Source organism: Empedobacter sp. ULE_I140 (genome assembly GCF_053482575.1).
On sequence record NZ_JBQMTX010000001.1, the window covers coordinates 2570556 to 2595967 of the forward strand.

Genomic DNA, 25412 nt, shown 5'->3' on the forward strand with positions numbered 1-25412 from the left:
TAAATTTCAAAAATATTCAATTTTTCATTCAAACAATGGGAAATATTTAAGCTAAATCTTAAAAGTTAAATAATTAATAAACCTTACCGAAAAGGTTGAATTTTCTTCAACGAAAATAATTATCTTTGAAAAAGAGTGAGGAAAAATTTCACTCTTTTTTATTACCCTAAAAATCAATCCATTTTGTATTTAGATTTAGAAGAATTAAAATATTTATTAGCTGAAAGTGTTGAAGAATTGCCAAGTTGGGAATCACACCAAAAGCTTTCACCTCCATATCGTCAAAAATTTGATTTAGAATATGTAAAACGTACCAATCCTAGAAGTGCGTCTGTGATGATTTTATTGTATCAAAACGAAGATGGAGAAGTTGAATTCCCAGTAACCATGCGTGTTTCTTACGAAGGAGCGCATTCGCATCAGTTTTCTTTGCCAGGTGGACAATTTGAAGAACAAGATATTAGTTTTGACGAAACTGCTATTCGCGAAACTATGGAAGAACTTGGTGTAGAGTACGAAAACATTGAGATTGTAAGACAATTGAGCGAAATGTATATTCCGCCAAGTAATTTCTTGGTTTATCCTTACATCGGAATTTATCATGGAGAACCACATTTCAATCCAGATGAGCGCGAAGTACAATACGTTGTTCCATTAAATTTGGAAGCTTTTTTGAATGCTGATTACGAAGTTTTTGAGAGAGAATTTTCTGGTCAAGTTGTCGAAATTCCTGGTTATAACATTGGTGATGATGAATTTCTTTGGGGCGCAACGGCAATGATTTTAGAAGAATTTAAAGATTATCTAAAAATCGTATTAAATTTGTAACTTAAACAATTAAGAACTCGTGTCTCAAAAAGCAAAGAAAAAGAACGCATTTCGCGATTCATTTGGACATTTATATTTCCTAAAAAGGACGTTAATTTTCTTATTAGGATCATTTACTTATAACCGTTACAATGGTTTTAATAAATTAAAAGTTAGCGGTACAAAAAACTTGGTTCATTTGCCAGCTCAAAATGTATTATTCGTTTCGAATCATCAAACTTATTTTGCTGATGTTTTCGCGATGTATCATGTATTTTGTAGTGTAAAAAATGGTTTTATTGATACCATCAAAAATCCAATTTATTTACTTAATCCTAAGATTGACTTTTATTACGTTGCCGCTGAAGAAACAATGAAAGATAATCTTTTGACGAAATTATTCGCCTACACAGGAGCGGTTACCGTAAAAAGAACGTGGCGTGCAAAAGGAGAAAATGTAAATAGAAAAGTAGATTTAAGCGAAATTAACAATATTGATATTGCGTTGCAAAGTGGTTGGGTAGTAACATTTCCGCAAGGGACTACAACTGCGTTTGCACCTGGTCGTCGTGGAACTGCACATTTAATCAAGAAAAATAAACCAATTGTAATTCCAGTTGTAATTGATGGTTTTCGTAGAGCTTTTGATAAAAAAGGTTTGCGTATTAAAAAACGTGGAATTAATGCGACAATGACATTCAAAGAGCCTTTGGAAATCGATTATGAAAATGATTCGAGTGATGCAATCATGAAAAAAATTATGAATGCAATTGAGCAAGCACCAGAATTTAATAAAGTTCGACCAATGGACGAAATTCTTGCTGAAAATAGTGAAAAATCATTGGATGATTATTTGAATGAAGACGACGAAGAGTTTGATGATTTCGAAGAAATGGGCTACGACGAAGAAAATAAAAAAGACTAAAAGAATACAACATACAAAATGAAAAAAGTTCATTTTATTGCAATTGGTGGAAGTGCAATGCACAATTTGGCGATTGCTTTGCACGAAAAAGGATATCAAGTAACAGGTTCTGACGACGCAATTTTCGAACCTTCGAAAACACGTTTGGACCAACGTAGAATTTTACCAGAAGAAATGGGTTGGTTTCCAGAAAAAATTACAACAGATTTAGATGCTGTGATTTTGGGAATGCATGCTCACGCTGATAATCCTGAAATGTTACGTGCTCAAGAATTAGGTTTAAAAATCTATTCATATCCAGAATATTTGTACGAACAATCAAAAGATAAAACGCGTGTTGTAATTGGTGGTTCGCATGGAAAAACGACAATTACATCAATGATTCTTCACGTTTTGCATTATCATAATATCGATGTTGATTATATGGTTGGTGCGCAATTGGATGGTTTTGATGTGATGGTAAAATTGACAGAAGACAACGAATTTATGATTATGGAAGGTGATGAATATTTATCATCTGCCTTAGATCGTCGTTCAAAATTCTTGTTGTATCAACCAAATATTGCGTTGATTTCAGGTATTGCTTGGGATCATATCAATGTTTTTCCAACGTTTGCAGATTACACTTCTCAATTCTCAAAATTCGTAGAATCTATCGTGAATGGAGGTGCTTTAATTTACAACGAAACAGACGAAGAAGTTGTTAAAGTGGTAGAAGAAACGGAGAAAGCAATCAAGAAATTCCCTTATCATTTACCAGAACATTTTATCGAAAATGGAATCACTTTTATCGAAACAGAAGATGGACCAATTCCGTTAGAAGTCTTTGGTAATCATAACTTGATGAATTTAGAAGGTGCTCGTGCAATTTGTAAACAATTAGGTGTAATGGATGATGATTTCAACGAAGCAATTCAATCATTCAAAGGAGCATCTAAACGTTTGGAATTAATTAATCGTACTTCTGATTTTGTTGCGTATAAAGATTTTGCCCATGCGCCAAGTAAAGTAACTTCAGTTACGAATGCAGTAAAAGAACAATATACAGATAAAACAGTTGTAGGATGTTTAGAAATCCACACCTATTCGTCTTTGAATCCTGAGTTTTTGGTGCAATACAAAGGTGCTTTAGACAAAACTGATATCAAAATTGTAATGTATAGCCCAGAAGCATTAGAAATAAAACGTATGGAAATGATTTCTCCAGAAGATATCAAAAAAGCCTTTGGAGATGATTCTATTTTGGTATTTACAAATGGTGAACAATTGCAAGATTATATCGAAAGTTTAGATAAAAAAGATAAAGTATTTTTGATGATGAGTTCAGGAAACTTCGGTGGAGTAAACTTGAATGAATTATTTAAAGCATAAAAAAATCACCTTTCAATAAAAGGTGATTTTCCACTTAAATATCTATAAAATATAGAAAAAGAGAACTTAATTTTTTAGGTTCTCTTTTTGTTTTTTGTCAAATGGTCAAAATAATCATTTTAGGTTTTTGGATTACTTCTTTTCAAATATCAGTAAACTTAGAACTATTTTAAACTTTTTCGGAACTATTAATTTTAAAAACATTATTTTAGAAAAAACAGAGGTGATATAAACTTTTAGTAATACTCTACTCACTTTTGTTAGCTTTCGCCATCAAAAAACACCTCTGTTTTACTATAAAATTATAGTGACCCTTTTGATAGTAACAAAGATGATAAAAATCGAGATAAAAAAAAGTTTGAAAAGTAGCCTAAAGATGTCCAAAACGGAAGTTATTGTAAACTTTTTCTAAATTGAGTTGGACTAATTTTTAGATGTTTTTTGAAAAAATTTCCGAATGAATATTGGTCAGAAAAGTTTAACTCATTCGAAATTTCAGAGATTGTTTTAGTTGTTTCACTCAACAATACTTTCGATTCACGAATCACAACAGAACTGATTAATTCTTTTGTCGTTCTACCTGTTATTGATTTGCAACATTCAGTTAAATATCGTACTGTAATATTCAATTTATCTGCATAATATTTTGCATCTCTGTTTTCTGTATAACTCTTATTTAAATCATTCAAAAAACGCTTTACAATATCATCTTTTCGCGTTCCTTTTCTTACAATAATTGTTTGTTGTTTCGAAAGTTCGCTAAACGTTGTGTAAACAATCGCATAAAATAAATTGAACTGTAAATAGCGTACGAATTTGGTCAATTTCTCTTGCAAACGCAACTTCAATTGCAATAAAAGTTCGATTAAAGCAGAAAATTCTATTTCATTGAAATGATAATTATTGATTCTACCTTCACCAAAAAATTGGTTGTATTCATAACCACTCAAATCGATAATCGATGTATCTAAAATCTTTTTGGTTAAAACTAAACTCAACAATTCTAAATCAGATGATTTTGAAATTATTTGGTAAGATTTATTAGGTTCTGGGAAGAAAACATCGTGTTGTTTTAGTTTAATTTCTTGGTCATTTTGAGAAATAATTAAATAACCATGCTGAATAAAAATCGTCTTAATCAAATCTTTTTTCAAACGTTTATTTTCAACAGTTTGCTGAATAAATTCCTCTTGATCAAAAACATTAAAATTCTCCATAAATCAACACTTTAATTTCAGTTAATTTGACACAAATTTTAACCCAATAATAGAGCAAATTAAAGTCGTTAAGAAGAAAACGCGCCAAAAACTTGCTGGTTCTTTAAAAATAAAAATTCCTACTAAAACTGTTCCGACTGCTCCAATTCCTGTCCAAACTGCATAAGCCGTTCCGATTGGTAATGTTTGCGTTGCTTTTACCAACAAAACCATGCTCACCGTTAAGAAAAATAAAAAACCACCATACCATAAATACGTGTCATTTCCGGTTGCTTCTTTTGCTTTTCCAAGACATGATGCGAAACCGACTTCGCACAATCCTGCAATTAGTAAAATTACCCAATTCATTTTTTACTGATTTATTTATAAAAATTAAGACTACAAAAAATTGTAGCCTTAAAATTAATTATTTATTTTTTGAATTATTTACCGAAACTATCGCTAAATTCTACTTGACCTTTGATGTGTACTTCGCTCCATGTTTTAGAAACGCCATCTGCACCTTTGTGTAATTCTAAACAAGCTTGATTAAGAGCTTCTATTGCTTTTCCTGTGTTAAAATCCATCAAATCAACATCTGTTTCAATTGAAAAAACATTGTTCTCAAACGTTGATTTTACTTCGTATTCTTTAGAAGCATTATTCAACGTTAAATTCAAGAAAGTTTTACCATCTCTGAAATGTAATTGACCTTTGATTTCGCTTGTATTAATCATATTTCCAAACAAAATATCTTTCAATTTTTGATCACGATCAATTTGATCAGAATTTAATGTAGCAACTGTCGCTATAATATTTGCACCTTCTAAAACTTCTTGAGGCGTTTTTCCATCTTCTTTTGCGTCTTTCACCAAAACAACATCAAAACGTCCTGAAACAGCCACTTTTTCTGTTGTTTTATAAGCCGTCCACTCAACTCCAGATTTTCTAATTACACCCTCTACAATTTCCGTTGGTTCTTCCACTGTAACAGCAGATTTAGCAGGTTGTTCAACTGGTTTTTCTTCTGTTTTATTCGTACAATTCATCAGCATTACTGATGCACAGCATATAATCGCTATAGATAATTTTTTCATTTCAAACTTTTATGCTACAAAAATACAACAAGCCAAGACTAATTCACAATTGATTTTTAACATATTCTGAAAAAACTCTACTTTTGTAAGATGATAAAAAATCTTCTAAATACATGTTTGATTATCATTTGTTTGCCATTTATCTTAATTTATGAGATTTATTGTTCGGTTTACAAATACAGAAAATAAATTGGTAACTTCGCTTTCAAATTGGAAAGATGAGCGAAAGAATAATAGGAATAATAGGCGCTATACCGCAAGAAATAAACGGTGTAGTCAATTTATTAACAAACAAGCAAGAACATAAAATTGGTCGAAGAAGTTATTTTACTGGAAAATTAAACAATCAAAAAGTTGTGGTCGTTTATTCTCGTGTTGGTAAAGTTGCTGCCTCTGCTACGGTTACAACCTTAATCCTTGAATTTAACGTTTCTGAATTGATTTTTACAGGTGTTGCAGGTGGAATTCATGCTGATGTAAAAATTGGAGATATTGTTCTAGGGCAAAGTTTGATTCAACATGATATGAATGCTCAACCTCTTTTTCCTGCTTACGAAATCCCAATGTTAGGAAAAGCTTATTTTGAGGCTGATTCTTCTCAATTAGAAGTTGCGACAACAGCTATTTTAGAAATTTTAGAAGAGCAACATTTGCATAATGTGATTTCTGAAAAAGATTTGGATAAATTTAATATTCATCAGCCTCAACTACATGTTGGTTTAATTGGATCTGGAGATTTATTTTTCTCGACAAATTCTCAGAAAGAAAAATTACAACAAAACTTACCCGAAATACTTTGTGTCGAAATGGAAGGCGCTGCAGTAGCACAAGTTTGTTACGAATTTGATATTCCTTTTATCATCATAAGAACAATATCAGATGATGCCGACGATCATTCTACATTAGATTTTAATAGTTTTATAGAAAAGATTTCGAATGTATATTCAATAGAAATTATTAAGAACATCATCAAGTAAAAAGTCCTTTAAAAAGGGCTTTTTTTTTGATGCTCACATTAATAAAAAAATCATCAAAAGATTTGATGATTTGCTTTTCCAAATATTTAAAATGGATTGTGGGGAGAGCAGGATTCGAACCTGCGAAGGTTACCCAACGGATTTACAGTCCGTCCTCGTTGGCCGCTTGAGTATCTCCCCGCCTAATAATAAAGTATTCTTCAAAAAAGAAGAGCCGATAGAGGGACTCGAACCCACGACCTGCTGATTACAAATCAGCTGCTCTAGCCAGCTGAGCTACATCGGCGATTTTTTATTTTTGTTTTAAAAGTAAAATATAAACTTTTTTGGAGCCGATAGAGGGACTCGAACCCACGACCTGCTGATTACAAATCAGCTGCTCTAGCCAGCTGAGCTACATCGGCTTTTTAGTGGGGAGAGCAGGATTCGAACCTGCGAAGGTTACCCAACGGATTTACAGTCCGTCCTCGTTGGCCGCTTGAGTATCTCCCCGACCTATATTTTTGCTGAGCCGATAGAGGGACTCGAACCCACGACCTGCTGATTACAAATCAGCTGCTCTAGCCAGCTGAGCTACATCGGCAAAAATATTATTATTTGTATATTTCAAATTGAAAACAGGATATTCATTTCTCGAAAGAAGTATTGTTCCTTTTTCGTGGTGCAATATTAGGGCAGTTTTTCGAATCTCGCAAATGTTTTTTCAAAAAAAAGTAGAAGTTTTTTCTAAAAATTTACTTCAATTTTGAAAATCAGAATTTTAGAATTCAAAAAAAGATTAAACTTTTTTTCAATAAAAGTAAAAAAGATAATATTCTATTTACATTAGAGTCCCTATTTTTGTAGTCAATTAATCATTAATGCATCTTATCATACAAATTTTGCAACTTTTCGGAGCAATTGCTTTGTTCATTTTTGCGATAAAACTATTAAGCGAAAATTTACAAGCGTTATCTGGATCGAATTTTAAACGCACTCTAAACAAATTAACCAAAAACAATTTATCGACAATTGTTACAGGTACTTTTTTTACAACAGCTATACAATCTTCCTCGGCTGCGAGTGTGTTTATATTGGGATTTGTAAATGCTGGATTGATTAATTTGCGAAAAGCATTTGGCTTAATATTAGGCGCAAATATCGGAACTACGCTTACATTGTGGTTGGTCTATTTCGGAATGAAATTCGATTTGGTACAAATTGCATTGCCTCTTATACTGGTGGCTTTTCCATTTTATTTATCGAAAAAACGTAACCAAAGAAAAGTAGGTGGAATTTTATTTTCGCTTTCCTTACTTTTTCTTTCGCTTTATTTCCTGAAAACTTTTTTACCTTCTATCGAAAGTCATCAGAAGTTACAAGAATTCTTTCAGCAATTATCGCATTATGGTTTTTTGACTAATTTGTTATTTATTCTATTTGGAATATTACTAACGGTTTTAGTCCACTTTTCATCAGCATCAATTACGATTGCAATTTTATTAGCGAGCAAAGGTTTACCTATCGAATTAGCTGCAATGATTGTTTTGGGAGCAAATATAGGAACAACTTTTACAGCGCATTTAGTTGCCGCAATTGGAGATAAATACACGAAAGTTGTCGCAGCATTTCATACATTTTTCAATATTGTAATTGCGTTGATTTTTATGTTGATTGCAAATTTTGTTTTAAAATTTATTGGAACAACAATTTCATCAAATATCGCTGTTCAACTGATTACTTTTGATACTATTAGTAATTTCGTCGGGGTCATTTTGTTTACGCCTTTTATCAATAAAATAGCTTTCTATTGTCAGAAAAAATATTTCTCTGTAAAATCAGCAGACAATAAATTAGAATTTTATGCAATTCCATTCGGAACAAATTCTGACCTATATAAAAATGAAGCCAACAAAAAACTTCTGAAACTCGCTTCTACAACGAAACAAACGATTTATACGCTTGGGCGAATGATTACTGAAAGTGATGAAGAAAAGATTTTGGTTTTTCGTGAACGAATTTTGGAACTGGAAAAAGAAGGTGATCAATTGGAGAGAGAAGTCAATGAATTTTTGAATGAAATTGCTGATTTAGATTTACCAAACGAAAATACAATTGCGATTCATCAACTAATTACACTTTGTCATCATCTGGAAAGTGTGGGCGATATTGCGATTAAGATTTCTTCTATTCATCGTCGTCGTAGAATGACAAATAGTTATTTTACACCAAAAATGAGAACGTATTTGGTCGAATTTCAAAATAATTTGGATCAAACAACGCGTATTCTAAATCAAAATTTGAACGAAACACAAGAAGAAGTTTCTATCAAACAAGCGGAGTTTATCGAAAAAACGATTAATACAATTTACAAAGAAGCCGAAGCAAATTTAATGAAGACGATCGAAAAAGAGAAACTTTTGACTACAAGTGCGCTTTTCTACAAAGATCTAATTCAGAATTACGAAATTCTTGGCGATCATCTTTACAAAGCCAATGCAACAATTGTTAAGCTAAAAAATCAGTAGATTTTTGTAAGTTTAAAGAAATTTATTGCATGGCTACTACATTTACAATAAAGCTTGAAGAACAAATTATTGGAACTACAGAATTTGAATTTGCAGATGTTCCGATGGGAGTTGTTTATGGCAAAATAAATTTTATAGATATTGAATCTCCTTATTTATTATTCAAAAATTATTGTTTAGCAAATAACATCCATATAAATTATGATTCTGAAAAAGAAAGATTGATAGACACAGCGATTATTCCAAATCTTAGAATTTATTATAATGATTTTAAAGAAGAATTAAAAAGTTGGGGAAGTTCTATTTCTGGAATTGAAATTTCTGATGACGTATTTGAATTTGAAATTACTTTATATGGTTTAGAATCTGAAACGATGTCAACTTTATTCAAACATCATTTTGATGAATATTTTAAATAATAACTTGTCTTGAATTAAAATTCGTCAATTCGAGTGATTTTTAGAAATATATTTCTAAAAATTGTATCGAGAATTAAGATGAATTTTATCTTCTAAAACCTTATTCTCGACACAAAATTCTAAACGAATTTCACTCGAATTGACGGTTTTATTTATAAAATAATATAATTACTTCGCTCACTTCTACTCTATTTTGTAATTTTGCAAAATGTTTGATTCAAAGCAAATTTTTTCTATTCAATCCGAAGAAGATTTCCAAAACGTTGCATTGGAAGTTTTCCGTTATCAAGCGCAAGAAAATGAGGTGTACAAAAACTTCTTAAATTTCTTGAACGTTGATTATTCTACTGTAAAACACACCAACGAAATTCCTTTTTTACCGATTCAGTTTTTTAAGAAATTTGAATTGATTTCGGGAAATCGTGAAGTGGAAAAGATTTTTACAAGTTCTGGAACAACTGGAATGGCGACAAGTAAACATTTGGTAACGGATTTGGCATTGTATCATTATAGTTTAGAAAAATGTTTCGAACAATTTTATGGTCCGCTTTCCGATTATACTATTTTCGCACTTTTACCTTCGTATTTGGAGCGAACAGGTTCCTCACTGATTGATATGGTGGAGTATTGGATTGAGAAATCTGGCAGCGATAAAAGTGGTTTCTATTTGTATAATCACGATGAATTGTACGAAAATCTTATTGCACACGAAAAAACGGGCAAGAAAGCAATTTTGATTGGTGTTTCATTTGCTTTATTAGATTTTGTCGAAAATTATAAAATGAATTTGCAGCACACAATTGTGATGGAAACTGGCGGAATGAAAGGTCGCAAGAAAGAAATTACGCGCGAAGAATTGCATTCAATTTTGAAAAATGGTTTCGGCACAAATGAAATTCATTCGGAATATGGAATGACGGAATTGCTTTCGCAAGGTTATTCTCGAGGAGATTTGACGTTTAAATCGCCAAATTGGATGCGAATTTTGATCAGAGAAACCGAAGATCCTTTCCAATATGTTGAAGAAGGAAAAACAGGCGGCGTAAATGTGATTGATTTGGCAAATTACAATTCGATTAGTTTTATTGCAACTGATGATTTAGGTAAAAAAATAACTCACAATCAATTTGAAATCTTAGGACGTTTCGATCATTCGGATGTGCGAGGTTGTAATTTGATGGTGATTGAATAATAAATAAAATCCCGCACTGAGAAATTCAGTGCGGGATTTTTTATTATTTCTTTTTCATTAAAATGACTGTATCCTTATTTCTTTCTGCTATTTTGTTTAAAAATTCTGAATATTCTTTGAGTTCTTTATTGGTTATAATTGCTTGATTAACCAATAAAATATAGGAAATAACAAATTCGTTATTTTTAATTTCTAGATGTTGTTTATATTGTAATTTATTTCCTAAAGCATTAATTTCTTTATCAAAACTATCATGTTTTAATGTAAAATCATTTGGAATTTTAGATTTAAACTGAATCACTTTTCGAAATGGAAAATCTAATTCAACTTGATATTTTCTATCCTTATCAATGGCTAAAAAATTTAAATCTTCATTAAATGGAAATTCAAATCCAAAATAATCTATTTTTTTCTCTTTTACAGCAAATATCTTATTAATAGAAGAATATTCTCCTTGATTATTTATATCATCTGACGAATAAATTAATTCATTAAACATTGGAAAATCATATTTCTTTTGATTGTCTTTGTTAAAATAACCTTTGAATTTATTTAAAGACTTCATTCTAATATCATCTTGTTTAAACTCTATTTCATTAATTAAATAACTCTCCGATAAGGGAGGATTGATATTAAAGAACTCATCTTGTTTAGATTCAAGTTTTAAAACCAATTGATTATAGTAATCTAAATAAGGAAAAACAATTTTCTCCTTAAAGCTATCATCAACTATTTTTAAAATATTTTCATCAAAAAGATAAACCTGACTATCTAAAACTGACATATTTTGAATGTTTGAAATTCTTGATACAATAGGAAAATTCATAATTAATCTTCCTCTGCCTCTATAACTATTTATGACTAAATGAGATTCTATTCCTTTTGATTTGAGTAGTTTATTAACTAAAATAACTAACTCTAAATTAGAACCTATTTTGGTTCTTAAAATTCCAGAATTAAAATTTGAGATTTTATCAATAGTATTAGAATTGTCTGTCTTGTAATTTTTTCTCACATATTCTATCACATTTTTATATGTTTCTAATTGAGAAGATCCATTCTGAATTTTTAAAGCAATCTCATTAAAATTAACTCCTCTTAAATTAGTTTCTATTTTCTTTGTAAAAACAGATCGAAATGAAGTCCATGTTGGAGAAGAAAAGATAGTACCATGCCAATCTTGCTCAGCTGTATATTGAAATCCTATTGACTCTTTAAAATCTCTAATATTATATACTTTATTGAATTTCTTTACACTTGGAACATTTTCAATTTCCCAAGATTTGTTTGCCTTTCTGTTTCCATATTTCTCATTCAGCTTTTGACCAATCAAATAAATTCGATAATCAAAATCTGTATGCATTCTAATATCTAGTTTTGATACTAAAGTTGGATAATCATTCTGAAAATTCCACGGTGTCGCATATAAATCTGCTGTACGTACATCTTCCGTTTCATATTCTATTATAGAGCCCACCTTAATATTTGGAATAGCATAAACTATTCTCCTTGTGTTTTCATCTACTGTTTCCTCTACAATATCAGCCTTATTAAGTTTAGAAATAATTATTTCATTATTAATCTTATTATAAACCTGAACTTTATTAATCTTTGGACGATTATATTTATTATTAGGATTATAGGTGAATTCTAAAATATTTCCTTCGATTGCATCTTGTTTTAAAATCTTTTTGCGAATATGTTGTTTTATAACATATCCATAATTTTTCATTTGCAATTCTCCGTATTCTGAAAGAATAACAGCTGAAGCATCTGACTCAAATGGAACATTTGTGTAGTTATATTCTTCTTCGGATATATTTCCGAATTCAAATTTAGTTGATTGGGCTAAACTTAATTGAACCAATAAAAAACTAAAAATAAAATAAATATTAAATTTCATACATAGTGTTATTGTATAAATATAAAAAACAAATCCCGCACTGAGAAATTCAGTGCGGGATTTTGTTTTATTTCTTTTTCATTAAAACTTCTTTCAGAGATTCTGTTTTTATTTTCTCAAAAAACTGTTTCAATTCATTGTATTTATCCGCTTCATAAACACCTTCTGGTAATAAAAATTGAATCGCTAACGTCAATTGTCCATCTTTCACTTTTACTTCTTGATAATATTCTAAACCAAGTTCAGTTTTGTGATGTGCTTTGTATTTTTCATCAATTATCACTTCGTAACCTTCTGGAATCTTAGATTTAACCTGAATATTAAACAAATAAGGATAATTAAATTCTATTTTGCGTTGACGATTAGTATCTTCAAAAGTATATTGTTTTAGAAATTCGCGCAAAGGATTAATAAATGTATAAAATGGAGCATTCGGAATTACAGTTTTTGCTTTATAGTTTTTAACGTAAGAATCAGTATCAAAAATCGTTTTATCATTAATTTCTTCGTCCAAACGCACATCTAAAGATTCAGTCAAATATCTATTCAAAACTTTTTTTTCGTCTATATCATCATCATAAAAATAACCATTGAATTTGTCTTTACGATAGAGAACTAAATTTCCATTACTCATAAAATCATACTTTAATGATGATTCATAATAAGACAATTTTTGATTCAACTTTACAAACGAAGCTTCACCTTTTTTGATGACAATTCCATGATAATTAAATACATCTAAAGGTCCAAATTCTATTTGCTCTTTATTTAATTTCGAAGCATCCAAAATAATATTTGAAGCGCCATTATTCAATTTCACAACTGTTAAAACAGAATTGAATTGATTGACAATTGGATAAGAAAACAAAATTTGTCCATGATGACGACTACTAAACATAACCATCGAAGTTTCGAAACCTTTGGCTGTTAAAATTTCATTCAATAAAAGATTCATATCTGCCGTAGAACCAGACTTTTCTTTCAATAAAGTTTTATTTGAACGCGTTGGAATAATTCCATAAAATCTGTTCCATTTTACATTTGAATCAATATATTCAATCACATTTTTCAAGGTTTCTACCTCATCTTTTCCGTTCGGAATATTTTGCGCAACATCTCTGATTGCAGAAGGATTTCGATACAAATCATATTGTGCATTTATATCTTGAATCAAATCTCTCCACGCGCTCATCGTAGTTTTCTTTGCACCATCTGTATGATAAGTTGCTGCCTGAATTTTGATACGTTCACTTTGATCTTCAGGATTATAAACGTATTTTAATTGATTATAACTTTGGATATTATGTAATAACCATTCCGTTGAACTCGATTTACCTTTATACTTTGTATTCAAACCATCTCCAATTGTAATAATCGAATATGTACCATAAGCTTGATTATTTAATCGAAACTTGCTCGAAAGCGTTGGTATATCGTGTTGAAAATTCCACGCATCAATAGAAAAATTGTATTCACTACTTTTGATATAAGTATACTCGATAATAGAACCAACTTTTACGTTTGGAAAAGTGAAACGTTTTGCAGCATACAATTCATTTAGAGAAACATCAAAAATCTCTTTCTCATCAATCGGAGTCATTTGCTCTACTCCATTTACAATATTAATTGTACCTCCTTTGATTCCGCTTATAGATTCATTTCTATTCTTGCTGTAATAATTCAGTTGTATATTTGCTTCATCAAGTCCTTTATCAGTCAGTATTTTGATTCTTCGTTTTACAGTCAAGTAATAATTAGATGAAGTTAAATCCATTTTTCCTTCTTCCGACAGAATAACAGCATCTGCATTTTTCTCGAAAGGAACTTGAGTTAAGTTAATTTCTTGTTCCGAAATTTTCCCGAATTTTAAATCTTTCGATTGCGCATTTGTATATAATGCAATAAATAAAAAGAGTAAAGTAATTTTTAATTTCATTTCAATTTGTAATTCCTGCAAAAGTACGATACACAATAATACATAAAGAATAATCTAAATAAAATTTTCGTTACTTTTCTATCAATTCTTCTAACGCTTTTTCTAAGGTAGGATATTGAAATTTGAAACCTGTTTCTTGAATTTTAGTTGCGTCAATTCTAGATCCATTTAGGACTAAACTACTCATTTGTCCTAATGCTAATTTCATAACAAAAGCAGGAATATTTGGCATAAAAAAAGGTTTATTCATTCTTTTCGCTAACGTATGATTGAATTCTGAATGATTTATATATTGTGGTGAAGATGCATTATAACTTCCTTTTATTTTATCATTACCCACAGCTTCCGCATACATTTTTATCAAATCTGTAATATGTATCCAAGGCATCCATTGTTTTCCGTCACCTAGATTTGCTCCTACACCAAGTTGAATAGGTTTTTTTAATAATTTGAAACCTTCGCCATTCTTTGACAAAACCAAAGAAGTTCTAAGACAAACCACTCTTGCACCTATTTTTTCGAACTGATAAGCAGCATTTTCCCATGCGACACAAACTTTACCTAAAAAATCAATATTTGCTTCATCAGACTCTTTGAAAATCTTGTTCGAAGTAATTTGTCCATAATAAGCTGTTCCAGACGCGGAGATAAAAAATTTCAAATCAATACTCAATTTTTTGACATACTCAAAAAGTAAATTCGCTGTATCAACTCTACTCGAAAAAATTTCTTTTTTGTAAGAATTTGTCCATCTTTTCGCAATTAAGCTTCCAGCCAAATGAATAATTCCATCCAAATTTTCAAAAACTTTTTCATCAATTGTATCTTTATCCCAATGATAAAAAGGATGTTCAATCTGTTTTTCTCTTGTCAAAATGCGAACTTGATGTCCATTTTCAATTAAAATCTTTGTTAATTCTGAACCAATTAATCCACTTCCACCAGTCAATAGAATATTCATACTAAAATTTTTTCCTAATTTAGCTCATTCCAAAAATATAAACCAATGTTTAAAGGTAGATTTCCTTATCTAAAAAGAATGGGGGCTGATGAAGAAAAGAAGCTAAAACAAAAAATATTCGATATAGTTTTTGAAGCTGATACACCTTATGGAAAACTTTTTGATATCTCTTTATTACTTTTAATTTTATTGAGTGTTGGCTTAGTTATGTTGGAGTCTATTCCGGCAATTAACGCAAGACACCATACAGTTTTAGTATCTTTAGAATGGATTTTAACCTTTTTGTTTACTATAGAATATTTATTAAGAATCTATTGCGTTAAAAATCGTTGGCGATATATTTTTAGTTTTTATGGAGTTATTGATTTATTGTCTATTTTACCATTTTATCTTGGTTTAGTTTTACCTACAAGTAAGTACCTAGCAAGTATTCGTATTTTAAGATTACTACGTATTTTCAGAATTTTTAACCTTACTCGATTTACTCGTGGGAAAAATGTGTTGGTGTTAGGACTGAAAGAAAGTAAAGATAAAATCATCGTTTTCTTATCATTTGTAGTATTAATTGTTGTTGTAATTGGCTCGATTATGTATATGGTTGAACACGATCATCCCGAATCTGGTTTCACAAGTATACCAATTAGTATTTATTGGGCAATTGTTACTTTAACAACAGTAGGTTATGGTGATATTTCACCTGTCACTGGTTTAGGACAATTCTTAGCTTCTGTTGTAATGATTATAGGTTATGGTGTAATTGCTGTTCCCACAAGTATTGTAACTATGGAAATGAATAAAGCGGCTAAACATAAGGAAGATATTCCTACAAACACGCAAAGATGTCGCAATTGTGGCGATGATTACCACCTAGATGGTGCTATTTATTGCAAAACCTGCGGGCATCTTTTAAATGAACCTTAAAATTTATCCAAATTAATGAATCGATTATTGTCAATATGATTAACGTATTCGTAATTTTTGGTGTAATTAATTGACATATTCAATTCATAACCAACTAACATCAAAATAACATTGATGTAAACAAAAATCATCATAATCATCACTAATCCAAGCGATCCATAAAACAAATCAATATTTGTAAAATAACTTAAATACGAATTAAAACCAATCACAGTTAACAAGAACAAAACAGAAGTTAACAATGCCCCTGGAATAACTGTACTACGCGATTTTTTGTGATTTGGTCCGAAATAATACAACATACACATCGAAACAAAATAAAAAATAAATACCGAAAAATAGTTGATTAAATACGAAAATTGTCCAAGTTTACTTAAAAATGAAACGTTGGTTAAGTATTTCCAAATAATTGATGTCGAATAAGATAAAAACACTTGTAACACAATAAAAACTGTAAAAAACAAGGTTAAAATTATCGAAATCATTCTCGATTTTGAGTTTTTTCGCTTTACATAAACATCTTGATACGAAACATTAAATCCATTTATAATCCCTTGTATTCCGTTGGATGACATAAAAATTGTAATCAAAATCAAGAAATAATTCACTTTACGTTTTCCTTGTACAGCCGTCGTTTTATCAATATACGAAATCACTTCATTGCTCACATGTTTAGGTAAAAGTTGAGGAAGAAGTTGTGTAAATAGCAAGTTTTTTATTTCTTGGTAATAAACCAAATGCGGTAAAATACTAAACAAAAAAAGCAAAAATGGAAACATACTAAAAAATAAAATCCACGAAACTGCCGCCGAACGCAACGGAAAATTACCTTTCATGACGCGAATCCAAAAAACTTTCAAGAAATCATATACCGTGATGCCCGTATTTTTGTTCATCAATTTTGTTTTCGACCAATCTCGAAAATAATTTATTCCTGTATATGTTTTAAAATCTTGTAGAATGCGCATATTTTTGTCTCAATAAATAATTTTGAATGAATATTACGACCATTTGTATCGGTAAAACAGACGAAAAAGCCATCGAAATGCTATTACAAAAGTATGAAAATCGATTGCCTTCGCACATTAATTATCAAAGAATTGAAATTCCTGACATCAAAAATCGTAAAAATTTGTCCGAAATTCAACAAAAACAAAAAGAAGCTGAGCAAATTTTGAATAAAATCATCAATACAGATTTTGTTATTATTTTGGATGAAAAAGGAAAACAACCTACTTCGAAGCAATTTGCAGATGATATTCAGAATTACATGAATCAATCTGTCAAAAATCTTGTCTTTGTGATTGGTGGTCCTTATGGTTTTGACGAATCTGTTTACAATCGTGGAAATAAAAAAATGTCTTTATCCAATATGACATTTACGCATCAAATGGTTCGTCTATTTTTGACTGAGCAAATTTACCGAGGATTTAGTATATTGCAGGGTAAACCTTATCATCATGAATAACACCTCTCCATTTGAAGAATTTGTTCCTAAGCAAGAAAATAAACTAAGTTTTGGTATTGGAAAAGCTCTTTTGTATAGCGCAATTGCAGTGATTATAATGCAGTTTGCTGGCGGACTTGTTTCTGCTCCAGCACTTTTTTACAAACCGCTTAATCACTTACTTTTACCGTTAGGATTTTTAACAGGAACGGTTTGCGCAATTGTTATTTTATTGATGTTGACACAAACTAAATTTGCATCAATTTTAAAAGATATCAAACATTCTTTTACTCCAATTCAGCTCATATTATCAATAGCTTGTTGGTTATTTCTTTTGCCTTTAGCCGAGGTTGCAACAAGTTTAATTCCAACAACTGGACCTTTAGAAGAAATCTATAAAATCTTTCAAGCTTCTTTTGAAATGATGTTAGATTACAAAATCGCTGGATTTATTATGATTTGTATTTTGGCTCCAATTTTCGAAGAAATTATTTTCAGAGGAATAATCTTGAAAGGAATGCTAAATTTCAATGTAAATCCTACAACTGCAATCTTAATCAATGGATTTATTTTTGGATGTGCACATATGAATCCTTGGCAATTTATAGGCGCTGGACTTTTAGGAATCATTTTTGGAATAGTTTATTATCGCACAAAATCGTTGTTTTTACCTATGTTATTACATTTCCTAAACAACACTCTTTCGTACTCGTTAATGTTAATGCAGGGCGATATGGAAGGCGAAGTTTTTGCGCAAAGAGATTATTTATTAATTGGAGGAATGACACTTATCGGAATTTTATCTGTCTATTTATTAATCAAAAAAACAGAACAAAAAACAATATAAATGGAATTAATTTTTGCCACACATAACAACAATAAAGTAAAAGAAGTTACAAAAATGTTACCTTCTTACCTATCGATGAAATCATTGACTGATATTAATTTCTTTGATGAAATTGAAGAAACTGGTACAACTTTCGAAGAAAATGCGCAATTAAAAGCGAAAACTATTTTCGATAAAACTGGGAAAAATATCTTTGCAGATGATTCTGGATTAGTGATAGAAGCGTTAAATGGAGCACCTGGTGTATATTCTGCTCGATATGCTGGCACAGGAAAAGACGAAGATAATATTGCAAAAGCGTTGAAAGAATTGGAAGGAAAAACAAATCGAAAAGCGTATTTTATTTCTATTTTCTGTTTAATTTTGGATGGAAAGGAATATTTTTTCGAAGGACGAGTGAATGGAACTATTGCAACTGAAATTATGGGTGACAATGGTTTTGGCTACGATCCGATTTTTATTCCTGATGGTTTTTCAAAATCTTTTGCACAAATGTCTCCTGAAGAAAAAAATGCAATTAGCCACCGAGGAAAAGCTGTCGAAAAATTAAACGATTTTTTAACTAATCTAAACGTAAATTGAGTTTACAACTAACAATATTAGGATTTAATTCAGCATTACCAACAGCTTTTACGCATCCGACCGCTCAATTATTAAACATCGCAGAACGCTATTTTTTGATTGATTGCGGAGAAGGAACACAAGTACAATTGCGAAAAGCGAAGGCAAAATTCAACCGAATAAATCACATTTTTATATCGCATTTGCACGGCGATCATGTTTTTGGATTGATTGGATTAATTTCTACACTTCAATTGCTTGGTCGCGATATGCCTTTGCATATCCATGGTCCGAAAGGAATTGAGGAATTTATTACAACACAATTACGTTTAACAGAATCTAATAACTCATTCGAGATTATTTTCAACGAATTGCATACAAAAGAATCTGTTTTAGTTTTTGAAGATGATAAAGTTGAAGTTTATTCTATTCCGCTAAATCACCGAGTTTATACAAATGGTTATCTTTTTCGAGAAAAGCCAAAACCTCGAAAATTGAATATGGATACGATCGAGGAATTTCCAGAAATTGAAATCTGCGATTATCAAAATTTGAAAAATGGAAAAGATTTTACGTTAGAATCTGGAAAAATAATTCCGAATGATTATTTAACATTTGATGCTCAAAAGTCCTTGAGTTACGCGTTTTGTTCGGACACAAAATATAAACCAGATATTGTTCCAATTATAAAAGATGTCGATTTGTTATATCACGAATCAACATTTTTACACGAATTGAAAGATTTAGCGGTTTACACAGGGCATACAACTGCAAAAGAAGCTGGAATGATTGCGAAACAAGCCAATGTAAAGAAATTAATTTTAGGTCATTTTTCTAATCGTTATCACGATTATAAACCTTTGTTAATCGAAGCCCAAGAAGAATTTACGAATACCGTTTTACCAGAATTGTTGAAAACAATAAAAATAGAAAGTTAGTAATCAAAATATAAAAAAATCCGTTCGATAGTCGAACGGATTTTAGTTTTACAAATGTTTCTCAATCCTATGGATTTTGAACTAAAACTCCTTTAGAAACAATAATTTGTTGTTCAGGAATATATTCAATTACTTCATTTGCTGTAGCAAGAATAGTGTATAATGGATTACTTCCTGATAAATGTGTACCAGGGTAGCGTCTATCCATTGTCAACCCATTTCTATATGTGGGTACGTCATATCCTCGTAGACTAAATTAGTAAAAAACTAATATAGCTTTATGATGATTAAAAAGACAAAAGAAATAGCAGCTTATTTAACTTATAGTAAAAAACTACAAGTTCTAAAATATGCCAAAGAATATGGAAATAACTCTATAGCATATAAATTTTTTGGCGTGAAAAAGAGTACATTTTATAAATGGAAAAAGGCATATGATGAACATGGAGAAGAAGGTTTACTTAGAAAAAAACCAACTCCTCGTACATTTCCCAATCAAATCAAGCAAGAAATTGTAAATAAAGTATTAGAACTTCGAAAAGAACATAAATTAGGGACTTGGCGAATTAAATGGTATTTAGAACGTTATCATGATATTTTAATATCAGAATCAAGTGTTTATCGTATTCTAAAACGCAATAATGTAGGTCGATTAGACAGAAAGGCAACTAGAAGAGCTATGCATAGTATTCGATATGAAAAAGAAACACCAGGTCATCATGTACAGGTTGATGTTAAATTTCTAATTTTTCAAGATGCAAATGGCCATAAAATCAAGAGATTTCAATATACAGCAATTGATGATGCTACACGAATTAGAGCGCTTAAAATCTATGAAAAGCACAATCAATTAAGTTCAATTGATTTCATAAATTATGTTGTAGATAAATTTCCTTTCAGAATTAATACAATTCAAACAGATAACGGACATGAATTTCAATCAAAATTTCATTGGCATGTTCAAGATTTAGGAATGAGACACCGATTTATAAAAGTAGGAACGCCTCAGTTAAATGGGAAAGTTGAACGATCTCATTTAACTGATAAAAAAGAGTTTTATCAACTTTTAAGCTATACTGATGATGTTGATCTAAATCAAAAATTAGAACAATGGGAAAATTTTTATAATTTCAATAGACCACATGGATCTTTTAAAGGAAAAACTCCTTATGAAATACTAAAATTAAAACTAAAATAATTATATTTAAAGTCTACGAAGTCATGAAGTACGACAGAAACAAATTATATAATTCATTTCCGTTCATTACTTCGAATTTCCCTGGATTGAAACGATTATAACTTGTAGAATAATCTGCATTTACAACCAATCCATTTCCTCTGGCTCTTTTAGTTGTTACAACTACTACTCCATTCGCTCCACGAGAACCATATTGCGCAGTTGCAGCAGCATCTTTTAATACAGAAATTGTTTCAACATCATTTGGATTAATATTTGGTGTTCCATGATAAATCACTCCATCAACTACCCATAAAGCATCTGTTCCTGCAGAAATACTTGTTTTTCCTCTTAAACGTAATGAAGCCGTTGAACCTGGTTGTCCAGAGCTACTTGTAATTCTAAGACCTGCAACTTTACCTTGTAATAAATTGGTAATGTTCGGAGATTTAGCATCCATTAAGTCTTTTGCATTTACAACAGAAACTGCAGCGGTTACCTCTTCCTTACGTTGTGTAGAATATCCAGTTACAACTGCAGTTCCTAAATCTATATTCTCACTTTTAGGATTTAATTGAGTGGATAAATCTCCTAAATTCTCAGAAGTAACGGTAATTTCCTTGCCTTTAATAATTAAAATATCACCGATTTTGGCATCAATATTAAAATCTCCATTTTCATCTGTGTAAGCTGCCTTATCAGTCCCTTTTATTTTTACCTCTACATCTGCTTCTGGAAAACCATCAGAATCTTTTACATGACCTGTAGTTTGAGCATAAGCAAACGATCCAAGAACAAAAAGAAGACTAAAAATTCTAAATTGTTTTTTTCTCATCTCTTGTGTTAAAATTGTTAACAATAAAAGTATTAAAAAAAACACTTAAGAATTACTCTACAATTCAAATACAAAAATAAACCAAGTAATAAAAGAATATATAGAATAATTTTAGGGATTACTTGTTTCAATAAAATATTAAACTATTTTTTCAACTCTTAATAGAATGTTAAGAAATGGTAAAATTTAATATTTTATATTAAACTTTCAAAATCAGCCAAAAAAAATCCGTTCGATAATCGAACGGATTTTATATTTTTCCTAAAAAAGCAGTTTTTAGTAAGCAGCGTCTTTGATACGAGCTTTTTTACCACGTAATGCTCTGAAGTAGAAGATACGAGCTCTACGAACTTTACCTTTTTTGTTTACTTCAATTTTTTGTAACGCTGGCATGTTAACTGGGAAGATACGCTCTACACCAACATCTCCAGACATTTTACGGATTGTGAAAGTTTCTGTAGTTCCTTGTCCTCTTCTTTGGATAACAACCCCTTTAAAGAACTGAACACGAGTTTTTCCACCCTCTGTAATTTCTTGATAAACTGTAATAGTATCACCTGCTGCGAAAGCTGGGAACTCTTTTTTAGCTACGTATTTCTCTTGTACGTATTTTACTAAATTTTCCATTATTATAATTTCAATTTATTTGAATTGAGCAACTTAAACGTCTTTCGTCAGAGGTTGAACAATGTGGATGCAAAATTAATCAAAAATCTTGATTATACAAATGATTCTCTTTCTTTTATGAATGAATTTTTATTAAATCATTTTCAAAAGATTGATTTGTTAATTGTGCTACGACTGATTTCATCGCTAAAAGTCGAGCAGTTTTTTTATCATCTGTCACAATTTCTAGCCAAGATGAACTTTCTGTTCCTGTTTGCTGAAACATTTTGTCAATGTAATTGGTATAAACATCCCATAACTCTTGTGCCTTTTGATCCAATGCCCCTAATTTCCATTGTTTCAATTCGTCATCTTTCCGATCTTGTAATCGTTCTGCTTGTTCTTCTTTCGAAATCGACAGGAAAATTTTAACCAAAATAATTCCATCATCTTGCAAAAGCTTTTCTACTTCTACTACTTGTTTCATAAACTTTGTATGTTGTTCTTCCGTACAAAATCCGAAAACAGGCTCTACAACAGCACGATTATACCAAGAACGATCAAAGAATACAATTTCACCTGCATTTGGTAATTCTTTAAAATATCGCTGAAAATACCATTGTCCTTGTTCTATTTCAGTCGGCTTTGGTAATGCTTCAACACGATATTTTTTAGGGTTTAGAAATTCTGTTATTCTCGAAATTGTTCCTCCTTTTCCAGCTGCATCACGACCTTCAAAAATAATTAACACACGTTTATTCTCTTGAATAACTTTAGATTGTATTTCTAACAATTTTTCTTGAAGTTCTTTTAATTCTTTCTCATAAGCGAGTTGTTCTTTGAACTTCTTTTCTTTTATAATATCATGTCTAACCAAAAAATCAATGATTTCTTGCTTATTATTTATTTTTTCTAAATCATTTAAATCAAATTCAGCCATAGTTTTAGGTTTGATAATTAATTTTCTTCTTCTAAGTTTTGATGTTTCAAAATACGTTTATTTTTATCATCATAAGGTATTTTAGACAAAATATATTCCATCGCCTCTACTCTAGCCTTGTACTTTTTGTTGGCATCAATGATTTTCCAAGGAGCAAAATCTGTATTTGTTTTCGTAAACATTACATCTTTATAAGCTGAATAAACATCAAACAAATCTTGCGCTTTTTGATCTACAGAGCTATACTTCCATCGTTTGGTTGGTGAATTTACAATATCTGCAAAACGTTTTGCTTGTTGTTCTTTTGTAATCGAAAAATAAATTTTAATCAAATATATTCCCGAATTAATCCACATTTTCTCGACATCATTTACCTCATTCATAAAAGTTTCATATTCCTCTTGTGTACAAAACCCATTTACAGGCTCTACAACAGCTCTATTGTACCAACTTCTATCAAAAAAAACAATTTCTCCTGCACGTGGTAACTGACGAACATAACGTTGAAAATACCATTGTCCTCGTTCTACTTCATTAGGCTTTGGCAGTGCTATAATTCTATGTTCACGAGGATTTAGATGTTCTACAATTCGACGAATTGCACCTCCTTTCCCAGCTGCATCTCGACCTTCAAAAACAATCACAACTTTTCGTTTATTTTCGGCTACCCAAGTTTGTAATTTTATCAATTCTTCTTGTAATTGCTCTATCCTATTTTCATATTTTACAGTACGCAAGGCTTTCGCAAAATTCAACTTTCCATGATCAGATTGTAAAAGTCCAACAAGACCTTTTTTGGTTTCGATTAATTTTAAATCTTTCGGTTTTAGCTCCATTTTCTTACAATTTAAAATTAATGATTCAATTCTTTTACCATTCGATAATAACGTTCAATCACATTTGGATCTACCATTAAATTTACTTCGGCATCCTCTTTTCCTTTATAATTAAACAAAGAAAGCACATAACGAATAGATTCTAATCTTGCCGTATTTTTATCATTTGCGTTGACAATAATCCAAGGCGAAAAAGAGTTGTGCGTGCGCGTAAACATTTGATTGATATAATGCGAAAATTCATCCCAAAGCTCTTGTCCTTTTGCATCGACTGGACTATATTTCCACTTTTTAAGCGGATTATTTAACCTCGAATCAAAACGTGTTTGCTGCTCCTCTTTAGTCACAGAAAACCACAATTTGACAATATATGTCCCTGATTCGTACAACATATGTTCAAATTCTGAAACTTGCACCATAAATTGCTCATATTGTTGCTCGGTACAAAATCCCATAACTGGCTCTACAACTGCTCTGTTGTACCAACTTCTGTCAAAAAAAACAATTTCACCAGCATTTGGTAACTCTTTGATATAACGATTAAAATACCACTGATTTTGTTCGACTTCTGTAGGTTTATTCAATGCAACAACACGCATAGAACGCGGATTAAGATGCTCGCGAAAACGGCGAATTGTACCTCCTTTTCCTGAAGCATCTCGTCCTTCGAAAATGATTGCAACTTTTTTCTTTTCTGTCGAAATCCAATTTTGAAGATTTACTAACTCTGATTGCAGTTTTAGTAACTCATTTTCATATTCAAACTTCTTTATCACATTTTTATAGAGAGGATTTTCTTCTTGATTTTCGACCAAAAAATGCATTAGTTCTTCGGTTGTTGTAAAATCTAAAATCTTACTTTTTTTCATAAATATTTATAGATTGTAAAATCTTTTTTAAGGTAAAAATTTTACAGAACATAAAAGTGAAGATTATGATAAATCTTTCTTTTAAAATCATAAATTTTATCATATTCAACCTCAATCAATTTGGTTAAATTTGTCAATAAATTA

26 protein-coding genes and 5 tRNA genes are annotated in these 25412 nt (G+C 30.6%); 13 read left to right on the plus strand and 18 right to left on the minus strand.

The window, feature by feature from the left end; all coding sequences use genetic code 11:
• Positions 1-183 precede the first annotated feature (183 nt).
• The 3 genes from ACTS9J_RS12350 to ACTS9J_RS12360 are packed head-to-tail and all read left to right on the plus strand — an operon-like array spanning position 184 to position 3103.
• On the plus strand, positions 184-828 hold the full coding sequence (locus ACTS9J_RS12350) for an NUDIX hydrolase (protein WP_115001319.1): 645 nt from the start codon (positions 184-186) through the stop codon (positions 826-828).
• Positions 829-847: 19 nt separating this feature from the next.
• The gene (locus ACTS9J_RS12355) at positions 848-1732 is read left to right on the plus strand and encodes a lysophospholipid acyltransferase family protein (protein WP_038334575.1); all 885 of its coding nucleotides are present in this window, start codon (positions 848-850) and stop codon (positions 1730-1732) included.
• An 18-nt stretch (positions 1733-1750) separates the two neighbouring features.
• Positions 1751-3103, plus strand: a complete 1353-nt coding sequence (locus tag ACTS9J_RS12360; protein WP_115001321.1) for a UDP-N-acetylmuramate--L-alanine ligase — start codon at positions 1751-1753, stop codon at positions 3101-3103.
• Positions 3104-3495: 392 nt separating this feature from the next.
• On the opposite strand, the gene ACTS9J_RS12365 is transcribed toward ACTS9J_RS12360, so the two are convergent.
• From ACTS9J_RS12365 to ACTS9J_RS12375, 3 genes are all read right to left on the minus strand, one after another.
• Positions 3496-4320: a helix-turn-helix domain-containing protein gene (locus ACTS9J_RS12365; RefSeq protein WP_291046460.1), complete on the minus strand. Its 825-nt coding sequence runs from the start codon at positions 4318-4320 to the stop codon at positions 3496-3498.
• A gap of 21 nt (positions 4321-4341) precedes the next feature.
• Entirely contained in the window at positions 4342-4668 is a 327-nt protein-coding gene (locus ACTS9J_RS12370) for a DMT family transporter (RefSeq protein ID WP_038334569.1), read from the minus strand.
• A 74-nt stretch (positions 4669-4742) separates the two neighbouring features.
• Positions 4743-5396, minus strand: a complete 654-nt coding sequence (locus ACTS9J_RS12375; protein WP_219034762.1) for a hypothetical protein — start codon at positions 5394-5396, stop codon at positions 4743-4745.
• Between the two features lie 218 nt (positions 5397-5614).
• On the opposite strand from ACTS9J_RS12375, the gene ACTS9J_RS12380 reads away from it, so the two are divergent.
• Positions 5615-6373 carry a 5'-methylthioadenosine/adenosylhomocysteine nucleosidase gene (locus ACTS9J_RS12380; RefSeq protein WP_219034761.1) on the plus strand — a complete coding sequence of 253 codons (759 nt, stop codon included), beginning with the start codon at positions 5615-5617 and terminating at the stop codon, positions 6371-6373.
• A 99-nt stretch (positions 6374-6472) separates the two neighbouring features.
• Here the strand turns inward: ACTS9J_RS12380 and ACTS9J_RS12385 are convergent.
• The 5 genes from ACTS9J_RS12385 to ACTS9J_RS12405 all read right to left on the minus strand — a co-directional run bounded on the left by ACTS9J_RS12385 (position 6473) and on the right by ACTS9J_RS12405 (position 6956).
• Positions 6473-6553 (minus strand) — tRNA-Tyr (locus ACTS9J_RS12385).
• Between the two features lie 32 nt (positions 6554-6585).
• Positions 6586-6659 (minus strand) — tRNA-Thr (locus ACTS9J_RS12390).
• 41 nt (positions 6660-6700) lie between these two features.
• Positions 6701-6777 (minus strand) — tRNA-Thr (locus ACTS9J_RS12395).
• A gap of 7 nt (positions 6778-6784) precedes the next feature.
• Positions 6785-6865, minus strand: a tRNA-Tyr gene (locus tag ACTS9J_RS12400).
• Positions 6866-6882: 17 nt separating this feature from the next.
• A tRNA-Thr gene (locus ACTS9J_RS12405) sits at positions 6883-6956 on the minus strand.
• 277 nt (positions 6957-7233) lie between these two features.
• Between ACTS9J_RS12405 and ACTS9J_RS12410 the strand changes: the two genes are divergently transcribed.
• The 3 genes from ACTS9J_RS12410 to ACTS9J_RS12420 all read left to right on the plus strand — a co-directional run bounded on the left by ACTS9J_RS12410 (position 7234) and on the right by ACTS9J_RS12420 (position 10491).
• Positions 7234-8880 carry a Na/Pi cotransporter family protein gene (locus ACTS9J_RS12410; RefSeq protein ID WP_219034760.1) on the plus strand — a complete coding sequence of 549 codons (1647 nt, stop codon included), beginning with the start codon at positions 7234-7236 and terminating at the stop codon, positions 8878-8880.
• Positions 8881-8909: 29 nt separating this feature from the next.
• Positions 8910-9299, plus strand: coding sequence for a hypothetical protein (locus ACTS9J_RS12415; protein WP_115001331.1), 390 nt, complete (start codon positions 8910-8912; stop codon positions 9297-9299).
• Positions 9300-9507: 208 nt separating this feature from the next.
• On the plus strand, positions 9508-10491 hold the full coding sequence (locus tag ACTS9J_RS12420; protein WP_038334559.1) for an acyltransferase: 984 nt from the start codon (positions 9508-9510) through the stop codon (positions 10489-10491).
• A 43-nt stretch (positions 10492-10534) separates the two neighbouring features.
• On the opposite strand, the gene ACTS9J_RS12425 is transcribed toward ACTS9J_RS12420, so the two are convergent.
• From ACTS9J_RS12425 to ACTS9J_RS12435, 3 genes are all read right to left on the minus strand, one after another.
• Entirely contained in the window at positions 10535-12394 is a 1860-nt protein-coding gene (locus ACTS9J_RS12425) for a DUF3857 domain-containing protein (RefSeq protein ID WP_448353286.1), read from the minus strand.
• A 67-nt stretch (positions 12395-12461) separates the two neighbouring features.
• Positions 12462-14330: a DUF3857 domain-containing protein gene (locus ACTS9J_RS12430; protein WP_448353287.1), complete on the minus strand. Its 1869-nt coding sequence runs from the start codon at positions 14328-14330 to the stop codon at positions 12462-12464.
• 70 nt (positions 14331-14400) lie between these two features.
• Complete coding sequence (locus ACTS9J_RS12435; RefSeq protein ID WP_448353288.1) at positions 14401-15291, minus strand: TIGR01777 family oxidoreductase; 891 nt, start codon at positions 15289-15291, stop codon at positions 14401-14403.
• 45 nt (positions 15292-15336) lie between these two features.
• Between ACTS9J_RS12435 and ACTS9J_RS12440 the strand changes: the two genes are divergently transcribed.
• On the plus strand, positions 15337-16212 hold the full coding sequence (locus ACTS9J_RS12440; protein WP_286495960.1) for an ion transporter: 876 nt from the start codon (positions 15337-15339) through the stop codon (positions 16210-16212).
• On the opposite strand, the gene ACTS9J_RS12445 is transcribed toward ACTS9J_RS12440, so the two are convergent.
• On the minus strand, positions 16209-17180 hold the full coding sequence (locus ACTS9J_RS12445) for a YihY/virulence factor BrkB family protein (RefSeq protein ID WP_219034754.1): 972 nt from the start codon (positions 17178-17180) through the stop codon (positions 16209-16211). The two genes, ACTS9J_RS12440 and ACTS9J_RS12445, sit on opposite strands and share 4 nt — an antisense overlap.
• Before the next feature lie 26 nt (positions 17181-17206).
• On the opposite strand from ACTS9J_RS12445, the gene rlmH reads away from it, so the two are divergent.
• The 4 genes from rlmH to ACTS9J_RS12465 are packed head-to-tail and all read left to right on the plus strand — an operon-like array spanning position 17207 to position 20005.
• Positions 17207-17680, plus strand: a complete 474-nt coding sequence (rlmH, locus tag ACTS9J_RS12450; protein ID WP_115001348.1) for a 23S rRNA (pseudouridine(1915)-N(3))-methyltransferase RlmH — start codon at positions 17207-17209, stop codon at positions 17678-17680.
• On the plus strand, positions 17673-18506 hold the full coding sequence (locus ACTS9J_RS12455) for a CPBP family intramembrane glutamic endopeptidase (RefSeq protein ID WP_219034753.1): 834 nt from the start codon (positions 17673-17675) through the stop codon (positions 18504-18506). Before rlmH ends, ACTS9J_RS12455 begins: the two co-directional genes overlap by 8 nt.
• Positions 18507-19088: an RdgB/HAM1 family non-canonical purine NTP pyrophosphatase gene (gene rdgB / locus ACTS9J_RS12460; protein WP_219034752.1), complete on the plus strand. Its 582-nt coding sequence runs from the start codon at positions 18507-18509 to the stop codon at positions 19086-19088.
• Positions 19085-20005 (plus strand): ribonuclease Z, encoded by a 921-nt coding sequence (locus ACTS9J_RS12465; protein WP_219034751.1) that lies wholly within the window; start codon positions 19085-19087, stop codon positions 20003-20005. The genes rdgB and ACTS9J_RS12465 overlap by 4 nt, the downstream gene beginning before the upstream one ends.
• Before the next feature lie 67 nt (positions 20006-20072).
• Here ACTS9J_RS12465 and ACTS9J_RS12470 read toward each other — a convergent pair whose 3' ends face one another.
• Positions 20073-20213 (minus strand): hypothetical protein, encoded by a 141-nt coding sequence (locus ACTS9J_RS12470; protein ID WP_219034750.1) that lies wholly within the window; start codon positions 20211-20213, stop codon positions 20073-20075.
• A 75-nt stretch (positions 20214-20288) separates the two neighbouring features.
• On the opposite strand from ACTS9J_RS12470, the gene ACTS9J_RS12475 reads away from it, so the two are divergent.
• The gene (locus ACTS9J_RS12475) at positions 20289-21203 is read left to right on the plus strand and encodes an IS481 family transposase (protein WP_280046477.1); all 915 of its coding nucleotides are present in this window, start codon (positions 20289-20291) and stop codon (positions 21201-21203) included.
• 13 nt (positions 21204-21216) lie between these two features.
• Here the strand turns inward: ACTS9J_RS12475 and ACTS9J_RS12480 are convergent, their stop codons facing one another.
• The 5 genes from ACTS9J_RS12480 to ppk2 (ACTS9J_RS12500) form a co-directional block, all read right to left on the minus strand.
• Positions 21217-22017 carry a TonB-dependent receptor plug domain-containing protein gene (locus ACTS9J_RS12480; RefSeq protein ID WP_219035057.1) on the minus strand — a complete coding sequence of 267 codons (801 nt, stop codon included), beginning with the start codon at positions 22015-22017 and terminating at the stop codon, positions 21217-21219.
• A 276-nt stretch (positions 22018-22293) separates the two neighbouring features.
• Positions 22294-22644 (minus strand): 50S ribosomal protein L19, encoded by a 351-nt coding sequence (rplS, locus tag ACTS9J_RS12485; protein WP_019975296.1) that lies wholly within the window; start codon positions 22642-22644, stop codon positions 22294-22296.
• 115 nt (positions 22645-22759) lie between these two features.
• On the minus strand, positions 22760-23563 hold the full coding sequence (gene ppk2 / locus ACTS9J_RS12490) for a polyphosphate kinase 2 (RefSeq protein ID WP_291046653.1): 804 nt from the start codon (positions 23561-23563) through the stop codon (positions 22760-22762).
• Between the two features lie 17 nt (positions 23564-23580).
• Positions 23581-24399, minus strand: a complete 819-nt coding sequence (gene ppk2, locus ACTS9J_RS12495; protein ID WP_125348818.1) for a polyphosphate kinase 2 — start codon at positions 24397-24399, stop codon at positions 23581-23583.
• 17 nt (positions 24400-24416) lie between these two features.
• Positions 24417-25223: a polyphosphate kinase 2 gene (ppk2, locus tag ACTS9J_RS12500; protein WP_312150877.1), complete on the minus strand. Its 807-nt coding sequence runs from the start codon at positions 25221-25223 to the stop codon at positions 24417-24419.
• Positions 25224-25412 lie beyond the last annotated feature (189 nt).